Below are 14,574 nucleotides of genomic sequence, written 5' to 3'. Positions count from 1 at the left end.
AGTGTTTCATGTTGGCATGAAGCCTGCATATATACAGGCAAGATCAACAAGCAGGAGGATACGAAGATGAAAAACAACACACTGGCAAAAAAGGGATTATACATCGGAGCAGGAGCAGGACTGATGCTGTTTGCAATCATCGGGCTGCTTCCCGGATCAGTGATTGGCGGGATGATAGGGATCAACATAGCCGGCAGCTTTTTTGGGTTGCCCCTTGAGGCGAGCATAGTGTCAAGACTGATCGTGGCAGGGTCGATGATCCTTGGGGTATGTCTCTCAGGAGTGGTATTTGTGGTAGGTGCCTCATCCCTTGGGTGGCTGCTGGGCAATGTGGCAGACAGTGTAAGGGCAGGCAGGGCAGTGGCAGTAGAGGCAAAGGCAAAGAGCAACTAAGACAGCAATAACCGATAAAAAAACTACGAGAAAAAGGAGAACGGAGATGAAAGCAAGAAAAGAGATGGTAAGGATGGGGACGAAGATCGGAGCAACACTTGGGGGGATCGCATTTTTGATCTTTGGAGTGCTGCCGGGGTTTTTCTTTGGGAGCTATGGGACGCTGCTGGTGCTTAGGCACCTGGTGGGTGGGCCTGTAGAGCCGACGGTGATCGTAAGGATGGTAGTGGCAGTAGGGATATTGCTTGGGATAGTCTGCATCGGGTCGGTGAGTGTTGTGTTGGGTTCAATCGTAGGGACAGGGATAGGGTATGCGGTAGAGGCAATATCGTCTCCCGTAGCGGCAAAAGAGACCGCTGAGGCAGCAGCCAAGAGCAATTAAGACAACAAAGAAACCAAAAGACAGAGCAGCCATACAGAGGAAGGGGAGACAGACTGTCTCCCCTTTTGTTTGCATTCTAATGAAATCTGCATTGCTAAATAGTAATCTCTTCTTTTGATGATAGCCCCTTGAAGCATTCTTGCCTTTGTCTTCAGTTAATGCTATTCTGTCCCAAAATCTTGGAGGGGTTTTTAATTCATGCTCTCAAAGGTCCTTTCCGCAAGCATCATCGGCATTGAGGCTTTTCCGGTTGAGGTAGAGGTCGATATCTCTTCCCGGGGCCTGCCCCATTTCTCGATGGTCGGCCTGCCGGATGCCGCAGTAAAGGAAAGCCGTGACCGGGTGAGGGCTGCCCTCAAGAATATCGGCTTCAATTTCCCGCTCAAGCAGATCACCGTTAACCTTGCACCTGCAGACCTGAAAAAGGAAGGTTCTTCCTTTGATCTTCCGATCGCCATCGGCATCATAACCTCTGAAGGACTAATCGAACCTGAGGTGGTCAGCGGATATGTCTTTACCGGTGAACTCTCTCTTGACGGCAGGATCAAACCGGTAAGGGGCTCTCTTTCGATGGCACTGAAAGTCCGGGACCTTGGTCTGAAAGGGCTTATCGTTCCTGAGGAAAATGCACCTGAGGCAGCGGTAGTATCGGGGGTTCAGGTTATCGGGGTCCAGAGCCTTCCTGACCTGATTGCCTTCCTGCGAAATGAAAAGAGCCTTCTGCCCTATACCGCTGACATTACCACCAATATGCAGGAGTTCTCCTGTTATGAGGAGGATTTTTCAGAGGTGAAGGGGCAGGAGCACGCAAAGCGCGCCCTTGAGGTTGCGGCAGCAGGCGGCCATAATGTTCTTCTTATCGGACCGCCCGGCTCAGGCAAGACCATGCTCGCCAAAAGACTTCCGACGATTCTTCCGCAGATGACCTTTGACGAGGCACTCGAAACAACCCGCATACACAGCGTTGCAGGCCTGCTCAGGGACGGCCAGCCGCTTCTGGCAACGCGGCCATATCGGGCGCCTCACCATACCATATCCGATGTTGCGCTGATCGGCGGCGGCCAGGTTCCAAAGCCGGGCGAAGTCAGCCTTGCACATCACGGCGTGCTGTTCCTCGATGAAACGCCGGAATTCAAGAGAAACGCACTTGAGGTTTTAAGGCAGCCGATCGAAAACGGCGAGGTTACCGTATCCCGCTCCATGGCATCCATTACCTATCCGGCAGCATTCATGCTGGTAAGCGCCATGAATCCATGTCCCTGCGGGTACCTCAGCGACCCTAAACATGCATGCACCTGCGCCCCCGGCCAGATACAACGATACAGGCGGAAGATGTCAGGCCCGCTTCTTGACAGGATCGACATTCATGTTGAGGTGCCGGCTGTGCCCTACAAGGAACTCTCAACTGATTACGTGGGAGAGACATCAGAGAAGATCAGGGACCGGGTCGTGCAGACGCGCAACCTTCAGCTCGACCGTTTCAAAAGCGACAAGATCTACAGCAATGGCCAGATGAAGACGCGCCACATCAAAAAATACTGCAAGCTCGGCACTGATGCCGTGAACCTTCTTGAAACCGCAATGCAGAAACTGGGCCTTTCTGCACGGGCCTATTCACGGATACTGAAACTGTCGCGTACGATAGCAGACTTAGAGGCGTCAGAAGACATAAAATCTCAGCATATATCTGAGGCAATACAGTACAGGACGCTGGACAGGGGGCAGTACTAACCTCAGCTAAAAACGAAGCAGAGGTTTCCTTGCAAATAATTCGGAGATGACAACGGCTTATCCTTCGATTTTATTGCTCATAAAGCTACGCATCTCTTCTATCGACGCCACAGCTCTGCATTTGCCCATTACGCCTGATCGTCTGAAAGCGGATTCATATCCGGCATCACTATCGGGCAAGTATTGCGAGGGTCAAGACACTCGCGCCGATAAGAAACAAGGCAACATAGGGCGGTACAGCCAGCGCAGTAAGACCGACGATAAGCAGCCCACCCCCGCCAATAACATGCAACCTCGACCGATGATCCGCGAGACCGCCTGCTGACTGGTACCCACAAACTTTGCCATTTGCTGCTGCGCTAAACCATTTTTCTCGCGGAGCTTCGCAGCCAACTTGAGTGTCTGCTGTTCTTCCCGACGAGTTTGCGAAACGGTAATAAATCCTACGGTAAGCCGGTTGCAGCGACCTGAAGTCGCCCGCGCCGTGCTCATTCTGGTTCCAACATACGGATAGGACGCGTCCCAATCTCCGCGCCTGTCACGGCATCGATCACGACGGGCTTGATGTCGGTCCCGGTCTCACCATCCAAGAATCGCACCAGCTTGCCCCCCCCCCGATGCTTTCGACCCCATGCGCCAATCATGAAAAGTACGGGCAAGAAGTCGCGACCAGCCTCGGTCAAGACATACTCGTCACGTGGCGGGCGTTCCGAGTATCGCCGCTTTTCGAGCAATTTCTCCTCCGTCAGCATCTCTAGCCGCTTGGTCAGCATGGTCGGTGCAATGCCCAGACTTTTCCGAAACTGATCGAAGCGTGTAACCCCGGAATGCGCATCCCGCAGGATCAGTATCGTCCAGGCATCGCCTAGAAAAGCGAGGGTCCGCGCTATCGGACAGATATTGGCAGAAGATTTTTTTGAGTTCATATCATTTTAGTATTGACTTAATACTAAAATGATAGTAACATATTTTTCATAGTAAGTCCACATAAATTTCACATTAAGGAGAGATCGTATGAACAGTAAAAGCATTAAGGTTGCTATGAAAAAGTCGCTGGGTGCTAAAACACTCGCGATACCAACACCAGTTTGGGTTGTCGGAAGTTATGACTCGCAGGGGAAGCCGAATATGATGACTATTGCGTGGGGCGGGATATGCTGCTCACAACCTCCCTGCGTCACTATTTCCTTGCGCAAGGCTACCTACACGTACGGCTGCATAGAAGAACGTAAAGCATATACCATTAACATTCCTTCTGCTTCGATGGTAAAAGAGGTAGATTATGTCGGCATGACTTCAGGAAGAAATGCCGACAAATTTGCCGTAACGAAACTAACCCCCGTTAGAAGCGATCTCGTAGATGCTCCGTACATCAAAGAATTCCCTCTGGTGATCGAGTGCAAGGTAATCCACACGCTGGAGATCGGGCTTCACACTCAATTCATCGGCGAGATCATGGACATCAAGGCTGAAGAGTCGGTGCTCGACGAAAATGGAATAGCGGATATCCTGAATGTTAAGCCGCTCGTTTTTGATACAGGCCAAGTTGCTTACTACGGTATTGGCGAGCGAATTGGCAAGGCATTTTCGATCGGGAAAAATTAAATCATACCCAACCGGGACAAATAGAGGAAAGTAAAATGACAAATGCCGTATTTGAGCAAGCACAGATAACAGACGTGAAATTAAGAAACCGGATTATTCGTTCAGCAACGTACGAAGGAATGGCTGACGAAAACGGCTTTCCGACTGAAAAGCTGAAGAATCTGTATATCCGTTTAGCGAAAGGAGGTGTCGGAGCAATAATTACCGGCTATGCATCCGTTCAGGCAGATGGAAAAAGCAACGCGGCTGGCAAGATGATGATCGACGACGATAGAAGCATTCCGGCATATAGAGAAATAACTGACGCCGTTCATGAATACGACACGCCGATAATAATGCAGATATCTCATTGCGGCAGGCAAACACGCTCTAAGTCAACGGGCTTGCCGGTTGTTGCGCCATCAGCCTTGCGCGACGTGTTTTTTAACGAAGACATGCCGAGAGAACTATCTGAATCCGGGATACAGGAAATCATCAACAATTTTGTTTCCGCTATTATCAGAGCGAAAAAAGCAGGCTTCGATGGAGTAGAGCTTCATCTGGCCCATGGCTATTTGCTGTCCGAATTTTTATCCTCTCACTCAAACCGCAGAAAGGATGGCTGGGGCGGCTCAATTGAAAATAAATACCGAATTGTCGGCGAGATTTTTAAGAAAGCCAAAGAGCGCGTTGGTGATTATCCGATTCTTGCAAAAATCAATGCTCACGACGGACAAAAAAACGGAATGAGGATCGAAGAAGCGGTTAAGATCGCCCGTATGCTGGAAAGCTCCGGTTGTGCGGCGATTGAAGTTTCCTGCGGGACTATTGAAGATGGTTTCTACACCTTGCGCGGAGAAAAGCTGCCTGCCGACGCAGCAATGGAATATATGTTCAAGTACAAAAATATTCCCGGATTTTTAAAGAAAATCGCAAAGCCGGTCCTCAAGACGCTCTTGAAACAACCAAAGCCTCTTCTGAAATACAATCTCGATGCAGCATCTGAAATAAGAAAGTCGGTAAATATCCCGGTGATCGTTGTCGGCGGAATAAATAACATGGTTGACATCAACGATATCATCAAGAATAAGAACCTGGATTTTGTTTCAATGTGCCGGCCATTTATCGTCGAACCGGACATCGTGAACAAATTCAGCAAAGGAACTCAGTCCCAATCAAAATGCATCATGTGTAACTACTGCATCGTGATAAGCGAGGAAAAACCATTGAAGTGTTATTACGGGAAATTACCGCAAGCAAAGCAGGTTAATTCAGACGAAAGCGGAACAAGGAGAAAATAATGAAGGCGTTTGGCATCAAGCGTTACGGAAAAAAGGTTGCTTTGCAGGTCGCCGAAATGCCGGATCCGGAAATGCGAAGTGATGACGTATTGATTCAGGTTCACGCTGCTGGTGTTAACCTTTTGGATTCCAAAATCAGGGACGGCGAATTCAAACTGATTTTGCCCTACAAACCGCCATTAACTTTAGGCCACGATGTCGCAGGAATTGTGATTAAAGCCGGCGCGCGTGTTTGGCAATTCAAGGTGGGAGACGAGGTTTATGCGCGGCCGGCAGACCATAGGGTTGGAACGTTTGCCGAATTTATTTCAGTAAGCGAAAAAGACGTAGCGCTAAAACCCAAAAATCTTTCGATGGAAGAAGCCGCATCCATACCATTGGTTGGTCTGACTGCCTGGCAAGCTTTAGTCGAAAAAGCGCACCTGCAGAAAGGGCAAAAAGTTTTCATTCAGGCGGGTTCCGGTGGCGTCGGCACATTTGCTATTCAGCTGGCGAAGCACCTGGGGGCAACCGTAGCCACAACAACAAGTGCGGTAAATATTGACTTGGTGAAGAGTCTCGGTGCTGATTTAGTGATCGACTACAAGAAAGAGAATTTTGAAACCATCCTGCATGACTACGACGTAGTTCTGAATAGCCAGGACAACAAGACACTCGAAAAGTCACTACGCGTACTAAAACCCGGCGGAAAACTCATCTCCATTTCCGGACCCCCCGTTCCCGAGTTTGCGGATGAAATCAAGGCACCTTGGTTCGTGAAGCAAGTTGTGCGGCTTTTGAGTGCGGGCATCAGAAGAAAAGCCAAGCGCCATGGTGTCAATTATTCATTTCTCTTCATGAAAGCGAGTGGAAGCCAGTTGCGTCAGATTACAGCGCTTATCGAGTCTGGCGCCATACGGCCGGTTATCGATAAAGTCTTTCCATTCGCATCCACCGATGATGCATTGGCCTACGTCAAAAGCGGACGTGCCAAAGGAAAGGTTGTGATCAAGGTACTATGAATCATTATCCATGAACGCCCCATCAGTTCCGTAGCGGGGGTGACTTTCTACGATATGCTGCGGGGTTTCTTTACGGGCCAGGATGCAAAGCAATTTCTGTTCTTCACGCGCACACCTAACGGCATCGAGGCAGGCAAGGCATTTCTGGCTCGGCTGACAGAGCGCACTGCGGGCCACGCGGCCCAATTCCAGTACCCCGAGCGGTTCTTGAAACACGTCATCCAGTTTCTCGGGGAATAGCTGAACATACGTTAAACTCACTTCAAGGAGGAGATAAATGGCAAAGAAGATCATGGTTTTGATCAGCAGTCCGCGCAAGAACGGCAATACCAGCACCGTGGCAACATGGTTCGCCGAGGGAGCAAAAGAGGCGGGCGCAGACGTCGAGATGATTGACGTGACAAAGCTGAAAAGCAAGTTCGGAGGTTGCATCGCCTGCATGGGATGCCAGAAGTCGGATAAATTCGAGTGCCAGGTGGACGACGAGGTGAAGCCGGTGCTTGCGCGGAAGCCGAAAGCTGATGCGCTCGTGTTCGCAACACCGACCTATTTCTTCGGACCAAGCGCGCAGACCAAGTCGATCATGGACCGCATGTATTCCCACATCAAGTTCAATTCCACCCAGGGCGGCTATGAGCAAAGTCTCGCCCATGTCAAGCTGGGCGTTATCGCGACTGCGGGCGGCGATATTCAGCCAGGACTCAAGCTGATCGATGACACCTTCAGAACAGTAGCTGGTTTATTAGGCATCCCTTTTGACTCGCTTCTCGTTCCCTTTGCTCCGAGAGAATCCGGAGAGATGAAAAAACAGAACAATGTCAGGGAAAAGGCGCTTGCCTTCGGCAGAAAATTCGCTCTATAACGTTAACGCTGAATATTTAACTTTTATTAGGAGGAAGAGGATGAGTCTTTTTACTATCGACGAAAAGAAGTGCAAACGCGACGGAATCTGTGTGGCCGAATGTCCGATCCAGATCATTGAAATGAAGGACGACAAATCCATACCAGCACCGACAGCATATTTGAGAAAGGATGACCAGGCGAAAAATATGAAAAGCTGAACGATTGTTGTCATCGAAGCCGGCGTTTGTAACTGAAAAATATACAATTTAACCAGAGAAAGGGAAAATGGAATGAAAAGGTCAATTGTAATGGCAATGTTGTTGGTATCAATATTCACTGTAGGAGCCGCAAATGCGGCAGATAGTCAGTTGGAGGCTCAAATGAATAATGAAAATGCTATCGTCCTCATGGGACACTCCTGGAAGAACGTGCCGACGCAAACCATCTCAGCGGGCGGCGTGGACTTCGCGTACCGCGAACTTGGAAAGAGCAATGGCGGCACACCAGTGGTGTTCCTCGTTCATCTGGCCGCGGTGTTGGACAACTGGGACCCACGAATCGTGGACGGTATTGCCACGAAGCATCATGTGATCACTTTTGACAACCGGGGCATCGGTGCGTCCAGCGGCTCGCCGTCGAATTCGATGGAGCAAATGACCGACGATGCCATTACCTTCATCAAAGCGATGGGGTTCAAGCAGGTTGACCTCCTGGGTTTTTCGTTGGGCGGTATGATTGCGCAAGAAATTGCGCTGAAGGAGCCGCAACTCGTCCGCAAGATGATTCTCGCGGGAACAGGCCCAGCGGGTGGCGAAGGCATCAGTTCCGTAGCGGGGGTGACCTTCTACGACATGCTGCGGAGTTTCTTTACGGGCCAGGATGCAAAGCAATTTCTGTTCTTCACGCGCACACCTGGCGGTATCGAGGCTGGCAAAGCGTTTCTGGCGCGGCTAAAGGAACGCTCGGAGAACCGCGACAAAGAAATATCTGTGAGCGCGTTTATAGCGCAATTGTCGGCTCTGCGCGCCTGGGGTCATAAGAAGGCTGCGGACCTTTCAGTGGTCAAACAGCCAGTTCTCGTTGTCAACGGGGATCAGGATCGGATGGTCCCTACGTCGAACTCACGCGACTTGGCGCGGCGGCTTCCGAACAGCCAGCTCATCATCTATCCCGACGCAGGTCATGGTGCCGTGTTTCAGTTTCACGACGACTTCGTTCTGAAGGCGCTTGAATTTCTTAAGCGATCAGAGGCGGGACGCGGTGAAAAAGCTTAACTCTGCGATCGAAGGGGGTAAGTCGTCTGAATATGAAACCCCTGCCTATTTTTTTCACCAATGATTCTTCTCCTCTTCTATGGTTAATTTCCAAAGAAGACCCGAAAGAAAGAACTCTCTCCTGATAGATATTCAGAGATACAGGGGTAACAACCGGCCAACATTCATTTGCGTGGGGACCTGATCCCTGATAAGCTTAATGTCATGGGAATAACCCTGAATATTTCATGCCCCTGCCAGCTCCGGCGATTAACCATGCCGGGCAGTGCTGGGCTCATATCACGCAGTGTCCTTGCCCTGCTTTCTGCCATCGTGCTTATTGCAGCCTCCGGCTGCAATAAAAAAGAAGAGACAGTGTACCAGGGATATGCTGAAGGCGAATTCGTGCTGGTCGCAGCGCAGTCTGCCGGCCGCCTCGAAAAGCGATGGGTACAGCGCGGCCAGGAAGTCGCAGCCAATGCACCGCTCTTTGCGCTTGAGCAGGAAAATGAAAAGTCTGCTGCGCGTGAGGCAGAAGCACGCATGCATATTGCAGAGGCAAATCTGGCCAATATCACGACCGGCCGGCGGCAGTCGGAGATCGAGGCACTCACCGCCTCAATTGCCCAGGCAGAGGCAGCGCGCAGGCTCTCCCTTGAGCAGCTTGAGCGATACGAGAAGCTTTTCGCCTCAGGGTACGTTTCGCGGGAACAGCTCGATGAAATACGCGCAAGCTATGCCACGAACACGGCGCGCGTGGCAGAGACAAAGGCACAGCTGCGCACTGCGCAGCTGTCATTGGGCCGCGACAAGGAGATCGATGCTGCACGCACCGGGGTCGATGCTGCACGCGCAGTACTTGCCCAGAGCAGCTGGCGACTGGAGCAGCGTGCAGTCCATGCGCCTGCGCCTGCCCTTGTGCATGATACGTTTTATTCCGAAGGCGAGTGGGTCCAGGCAGGAAGCCCTGTGGTCAGTCTCCTGCCTCCCGGGAATATCAAGCTGAGGTTCTTTGTACCAGAGCCTGTTCTGGGCTTGGTTAAGACCGGCCAGATGGTCTCTGCATCCTGCGACGGCTGCGGCAAGCCCATTGCCGCAAAGGTCAGTTATATTTCGCGTCAGCCTGAATATACTCCGCCTCTCATCTATAGCCGCGAGCAGAACCCGAAGCTCGTCTTTCTAATCGAGGCATGGCCTGATGCAGCAGATGCAGTGCGACTCCATCCGGGCCAGCCCATGGAAATAAAACTGAAGTGAGAAGCACAGCTTCCCCTGAACTGGTTATCAATGTCACGGGCCTGAACAAATACTTCGGGAAAAAGCATGTGGTGCGGGACCTTTCACTGCAGGTGCGGCGCGGCGAGATATTCGGTTTCCTCGGCCCAAACGGCAGCGGCAAAACGACCTCGATCCGGCTTTTATGCGGCCTGCTGACGCCGGACTCGGGTACCGGCACCTGCCTCGGCTTTGATATTGTCCGCGAGACCGCATCTATTAAACGCGAGGTCGGGTACATGACCCAGCGGTTCTCTCTCTGGGAGGACCTCACGATCCGGGAGAACATGGAGTTCATTGCCAGGATGTATGGTATGCAGCAACGCAGTAAGGCGGTGGCAGGGGCGATAGACAAACTCGGTCTGACCTCACGCCAAAACCAGCTTGCCGGCACCCTGTCCGGAGGATGGAAACAGAGGCTTTCCCTTGCAGCCTGCATGCTGCATCACCCGAAGCTCCTGCTGCTGGATGAACCGACTGCCGGGGTTGACCCAAAGGCACGGCGCGACTTCTGGAACGAGATCAATGAGCTTGCAGGCAGCGGCATTACCGTACTCGTCTCAACACACTATATGGACGAGGCTGAGCGCTGCCACCGTCTGGCATATCTTGCGTACGGGAACCTGCTGGCCTCGGGAACAGCGCAAGAGGTGGTCGATTCCCAGGCCCTTGCCGGGTATGAGGTGATCGGGCCTGACCTGGTCAAATACGCAGCACTACTGCGCGGCCTGCCGGGTGTTGAGCAGATTACAGCGTTTGGAAGCACCCTGCATGTGACCGGACACGATAGAGATGCGCTGACCGCGACCGCAGCACGCATGCAGAAAGAAGATACGCATCACTGGTCACCGATCCGGGCCGGGCTGGAGGATGTCTTTATCAGCCTCATGGAAACAGCGGTAGAGGACGACACCTGAGGCCCTGATCATGAACCCTCCCAAGGATCTGTCCATGAACTTCAGACTCTCCTGGTCACGCTGGACCGGCATCATTGCAAAGGAATTTATTCAGCTGCGGCGCGACCGTCTGACCTTCGGCATGATCATCGGCATCCCGATCATGCAGCTTATCCTCTTCGGGTACGCCATCAACTCTGACCCAAAGCACCTGCCTGCTGCAGCGGTCGTTGCCGACCATAGTCTGTACAGCAGGACAGTGCTCCAGGGACTGAAAAACAGCGGCTATTTCAAGATAGACCATGAGGTGTCCGGCAGGGCCGAGGCAGAAGAACTGCTGGCAGATGGAGAGATCCAGTTCGTGGTGACGATTCCGGAAGATTTCGGGAGGATGCTGGTGCGCGGCGAAAAGCCGACACTCCTTATCGAGGCTGATGCCTCAGACCCGACTGCGATCGGCAATGCGATTGCCTCACTTGAGGGAGTGGTCCGTACTGCGCTTGCGCGTGATCTTCAGGGGACATTGCGGCCGCTCGTTTCATCTGTTGCCCCGATCGACATAAGAGTGCACCGGCGATATAATCCTGAGGGCATCACCTCGTACAACATTGTGCCGGGCCTGCTCGGCACGATCCTCACCATGACCATGATCCTGATGACCGGCCTGGCAATGACGCGGGAGCGCGAGCGCGGGACATTCGAAAATCTGCTTGCAACTCCTGCGCTGCCGATCGAGGTGATGACCGGGAAGATCGTCCCGTATATCATGATCGGGCTGATCCAGGTGACCCTGCTCCTTGCCGCCGCAGTCTTCATATTCAACGTCCCGATGCACGGCAGTCTCCTGCTTCTCTATTTTTCTGTCTCGCTCTTTATCGCAGCCAACCTGACGCTTGGCATAACCTTTTCATCGATCGCACGCAACCAGCTCCAGGCAATGCAGATGACCTTCTTCTTTTTTCTGCCTTCGATCCTGCTTTCGGGCTTCATGTTCCCGTTCCGCGGCATGCCTGAGTGGGCCCAGTGGGTCGGGACAGTCCTGCCGCTTACCCACTTCCTCAGGATCGTGCGCGGGATACTGCTGAAGGGAAATGGCTTTGTTGAGGTCTGGCCGAATATCTGGCCGATCATTCTCTTTACGCTGGCTGTGATCGGGCTTGGCCTTGGGGTCTACCGCAAAACCCTGGACTGAGCATCACATATATTCACCCCTCTATGCAACAAGGCTCTCATGAGTGAGTAGCAGGCGCTTCAGGCTGGTGCCGCTGGCCGGAGAAAAGCCAATAACACTTTGTACCAGCAGAGGCATCTTTTTGCTATAATGACCAAAGGAGATAAGCCAAAAGGCAGGCTGATGAGTGCCTTTTGGCTCATTTAATGTTGCATTGCGGCAGGCAGGAATACTACCGCATTTCTCATACGCCTTTCTAAAAGGGGAAATCGATGGCTGACAAGCCGAAGCTGAGCATGTACTGGGCTGCATCCTGCGGCGGCTGCGAAATCGCGCTCGTCAATATCAACGAAAAGATCATTGACGTGGATGCTGTCTTTGATTTTATCTTCTGTCCCTGTCTGCTCGATACCAAAAAGAAGGATATCGAGGCGCTGCCTAACAAGGCCTTAGCGATCACACTTTTTAACGGGGCCATACGGACTGCTGAAAATGAGGAGATGGCGCATCTTCTGCGAAAAAAATCACAAATCCTTATCGCGTTCGGCTCGTGCTCGACTGAAGGCTGCATCCCCGGTCTCGCCAATCTTCATACCAGAGATGAACTAATGAATACCGTCTATCTTGATAATCCTTCGATCAATAACCCCGGGAATATCATCCCTCAGCCTGAAACAAAGGTTGCGGAAGGCACGCTTCATCTGCCTGTTTTTCTTGATAAGGTGAAGACCCTTGCGCAGGTGACTGATGTCGACTTTTTCATCCCCGGCTGTCCTCCGGAGCCGCACCAGATATGGAATGTGGTAAGTGCAGTCATTGCCGGTGCTGCTCTGCCGCCAAAAGGCTGCGTCATAGGGGCCGGAAAATCTGCTGTCTGCAATGAATGCGACAGGAAAAAAGAGGACAAAAAAATACCGAGACTATTCAGGACGTATGAGATCATCCCGGAAAAAGAGCCCTGCCTGCTTGAGCAGGGTCTGATATGTATGGGCATAGCCACGCGCGACGGCTGCGGGGCGCTCTGTCCAAAGGTAAATATGCCCTGCACCGGCTGCTATGGCCCACCGGAAGGGGTGCTCGATCAGGGGGCTAAAATGGTTGCAGCGCTTGGCTCGATCATTGACATCGGTGATACCAAGGGCATGGCAGAAGAGGAGATCTACCAGAGAATCGATGCGGTCCTTGGTTCAATCCCTGATTATGCCGGCATGTTCTACAAATACAGTCTTCCTGGGTCGATCCTGAAAGGCAGGATCAGATGAGAAAGATCAGTATTGACCCTATTACCCGTCTTGAGGGGCACGGCAAGATCGAGATCTTCCTAAATGAAGAGGGAGATGTAGCCAATACCTATTTTCAGGTGCCTGAACTCAGGGGTTTTGAAAGGTTCTGCGTAGGCAGGCTGGCTGAAGATATGCCGGTGATCACCAACAGGATCTGCGGTGTCTGTCCTGAGGCGCACCATATGGCCTCGGTCAAGGCCCTGGATATGCTTTTTGGGGTCGAACCGCCGCCTGCAGCAAAAAAGATACGGGAACTCCTGTACATGGCCTTCTATGTGACTGACCACACAACACACTTTTATGCGTTGGGCGGTCCTGATTTTATCATTGGCCCTGAGGCGCCGCCTTCTGAAAGAAATATACTCGGCGTGATCAGAAAGGTCGGGCTTGACATCGGCAAACAGGTGATCGACTGCAGGGCGCGCAATCATCATGTGATCGAGAAGCTTGGCGGCCGCGGCGTACATCTCGCCGGAGGACTACCGGGCGGCTGGTCCAAGTCCGTTTCAGAAAATGAGCGGAAAGAGATCAAGGAGATCGCAAAACAAAATATCGACTTTGCCTTATTCTCACTCAAGATCTTCGATGACATTGTGCTGAAAAACCAGCAGTATCTCGATCTGGTCACTTCAGACGTCTATCTTCATAAGACCTATTATATGGGCACGGTCGACGACAAGAACCGGGTCAATTTTTATGACGGCATGATCAGGGTTGTGGACCCTGAAGGCAAGGAGTTCGCCAAATATCCTGCCTCTGACTATACGCAGCATATTGCAGAGCGGGTCGAGCCCTGGACCTATCTGAAATTTCCGTACCTGAAAAATGTCGGCTGGCATGGGCTTGTGGACGGCATGGACAGCGGTGTGTACATTGCTACTCCTCTTTCCCGGCTGAATGTTTCTGACTCCAGGGCAACCCCGCTTGCCCAGGAGCACTTCGAGCGCATGTTTACGACCTTTGGCTCAAAAAAGGTCAAGGGAAGATTTCAGCCGATCCATCACCGGCTTGCAACCCATTGGGCGCGGCTGATCGAGCTGCTCTACGCAGCTGAGCATATGCTTGAGCTTAGCCAGGACCCTGAGATAACCTCACCTGATGTCAGAAACATCCCGCAGGGCATAGCCGGGGTCGGTATCGGTTCGGTTGAAGCGCCGCGCGGCACACTCACCCATCACTACGTCAGCGACGAGCGGGGTGTGCTCACCAGCGTGAACCTGATTGTCGGCACTACAAACAATTATGCTCCGATGAGCATGTCGATCAAACGTGCAGCAGAAAAACTTATTTCAAAAGGCAGGATCATTGAAGAAGGCTTGCTCAACAGGATCGAGATGGCCTTCAGGCTTTATGATCCTTGTCTCTCCTGCGCCACGCATTTCCTGCCGGGGCAGATGCCGATGAAGGTGGTCATCAGAAACAGCAGCAGTGAAATTATCAGGACGCTTCAGAGAGACTGAT

General features: G+C 52.0%; 17 protein-coding genes. 14 read left to right on the top strand and 3 right to left on the bottom strand.

Going from position 1 to position 14,574, the window contains the following annotated elements:
- Positions 1-66 precede the first annotated feature (66 nt).
- The 3 genes from HZB31_03575 (at position 67) to HZB31_03565 (ending at position 2,506) form a co-directional block, all read left to right on the top strand.
- Entirely contained in the window at positions 67-393 is a 327-nt protein-coding gene (locus HZB31_03575; protein ID MBI5847018.1) for a hypothetical protein, read from the top strand.
- A 46-nt stretch (positions 394-439) separates the two neighbouring features.
- Positions 440-775: a hypothetical protein gene (locus HZB31_03570; GenBank protein ID MBI5847017.1), complete on the top strand. Its 336-nt coding sequence runs from the start codon at positions 440-442 to the stop codon at positions 773-775.
- A 198-nt stretch (positions 776-973) separates the two neighbouring features.
- Positions 974-2,506 (top strand): YifB family Mg chelatase-like AAA ATPase, encoded by a 1,533-nt coding sequence (locus tag HZB31_03565; GenBank protein ID MBI5847016.1) that lies wholly within the window; start codon positions 974-976, stop codon positions 2,504-2,506.
- A gap of 192 nt (positions 2,507-2,698) precedes the next feature.
- Here HZB31_03565 and HZB31_03560 read toward each other — a convergent pair whose 3' ends face one another.
- A complete protein-coding gene (locus tag HZB31_03560; GenBank protein MBI5847015.1) occupies positions 2,699-2,998 on the bottom strand; it encodes a helix-turn-helix transcriptional regulator in 300 nt (99 codons plus the stop codon).
- The gene (locus HZB31_03555; GenBank protein ID MBI5847014.1) at positions 2,995-3,432 is read right to left on the bottom strand and encodes a helix-turn-helix transcriptional regulator; all 438 of its coding nucleotides are present in this window, start codon (positions 3,430-3,432) and stop codon (positions 2,995-2,997) included. The genes HZB31_03560 and HZB31_03555 overlap by 4 nt, the downstream gene beginning before the upstream one ends.
- A 115-nt stretch (positions 3,433-3,547) precedes the next feature.
- Between HZB31_03555 and HZB31_03550 the strand changes: the two genes are divergently transcribed.
- Genes HZB31_03550 through HZB31_03540 form a run of 3 tightly spaced genes read left to right on the top strand, consistent with a single transcriptional unit; the run spans position 3,548 to position 6,392 of the window.
- Positions 3,548-4,111: a flavin reductase family protein gene (locus HZB31_03550; GenBank protein MBI5847013.1), complete on the top strand. Its 564-nt coding sequence runs from the start codon at positions 3,548-3,550 to the stop codon at positions 4,109-4,111.
- A 35-nt stretch (positions 4,112-4,146) separates the two neighbouring features.
- Entirely contained in the window at positions 4,147-5,391 is a 1,245-nt protein-coding gene (locus HZB31_03545) for an NADH:flavin oxidoreductase (GenBank protein ID MBI5847012.1), read from the top strand.
- The gene (locus HZB31_03540) at positions 5,391-6,392 is read left to right on the top strand and encodes an NADP-dependent oxidoreductase (protein MBI5847011.1); all 1,002 of its coding nucleotides are present in this window, start codon (positions 5,391-5,393) and stop codon (positions 6,390-6,392) included. Before HZB31_03545 ends, HZB31_03540 begins: the two co-directional genes overlap by 1 nt.
- Here the strand turns inward: HZB31_03540 and HZB31_03535 are convergent.
- A complete protein-coding gene (locus HZB31_03535; GenBank protein ID MBI5847010.1) occupies positions 6,387-6,686 on the bottom strand; it encodes a hypothetical protein in 300 nt (99 codons plus the stop codon). The two genes, HZB31_03540 and HZB31_03535, sit on opposite strands and share 6 nt — an antisense overlap.
- On the opposite strand from HZB31_03535, the gene HZB31_03530 reads away from it, so the two are divergent.
- The 8 genes from HZB31_03530 (at position 6,670) to HZB31_03495 (ending at position 14,573) form a co-directional block, all read left to right on the top strand.
- Positions 6,670-7,254, top strand: coding sequence for a flavodoxin family protein (locus tag HZB31_03530; protein ID MBI5847009.1), 585 nt, complete (start codon positions 6,670-6,672; stop codon positions 7,252-7,254). The genes HZB31_03535 and HZB31_03530 overlap by 17 nt on opposite strands.
- 40 nt (positions 7,255-7,294) lie before the next feature.
- A complete protein-coding gene (locus tag HZB31_03525) occupies positions 7,295-7,453 on the top strand; it encodes a 4Fe-4S binding protein (protein ID MBI5847008.1) in 159 nt (52 codons plus the stop codon).
- A gap of 72 nt (positions 7,454-7,525) precedes the next feature.
- Positions 7,526-8,509, top strand: a complete 984-nt coding sequence (locus tag HZB31_03520; protein MBI5847007.1) for an alpha/beta hydrolase — start codon at positions 7,526-7,528, stop codon at positions 8,507-8,509.
- A 255-nt stretch (positions 8,510-8,764) separates the two neighbouring features.
- Positions 8,765-9,745 carry an HlyD family efflux transporter periplasmic adaptor subunit gene (locus HZB31_03515; GenBank protein MBI5847006.1) on the top strand — a complete coding sequence of 327 codons (981 nt, stop codon included), beginning with the start codon at positions 8,765-8,767 and terminating at the stop codon, positions 9,743-9,745.
- Positions 9,742-10,680, top strand: coding sequence for an ABC transporter ATP-binding protein (locus HZB31_03510; protein ID MBI5847005.1), 939 nt, complete (start codon positions 9,742-9,744; stop codon positions 10,678-10,680). The genes HZB31_03515 and HZB31_03510 overlap by 4 nt, the downstream gene beginning before the upstream one ends.
- Positions 10,681-10,714: 34 nt before the next feature.
- Entirely contained in the window at positions 10,715-11,851 is a 1,137-nt protein-coding gene (locus tag HZB31_03505) for an ABC transporter permease (protein MBI5847004.1), read from the top strand.
- A gap of 251 nt (positions 11,852-12,102) precedes the next feature.
- Entirely contained in the window at positions 12,103-13,092 is a 990-nt protein-coding gene (locus tag HZB31_03500) for an NADH:ubiquinone oxidoreductase (GenBank protein MBI5847003.1), read from the top strand.
- A complete protein-coding gene (locus tag HZB31_03495; GenBank protein MBI5847002.1) occupies positions 13,089-14,573 on the top strand; it encodes a Ni/Fe hydrogenase subunit alpha in 1,485 nt (494 codons plus the stop codon). The genes HZB31_03500 and HZB31_03495 overlap by 4 nt, the downstream gene beginning before the upstream one ends.
- The last annotated feature ends 1 nt before the right edge of the window (position 14,574 follow it).

Source organism: Nitrospirota bacterium (assembly GCA_016235245.1).
GTDB lineage: Bacteria > Nitrospirota > Thermodesulfovibrionia > Thermodesulfovibrionales > UBA6898 > UBA6898.
The sequence above is the reverse complement of the archived record's forward strand: the minus strand, read 5'-3'. Positions and strand labels throughout refer to the sequence as shown.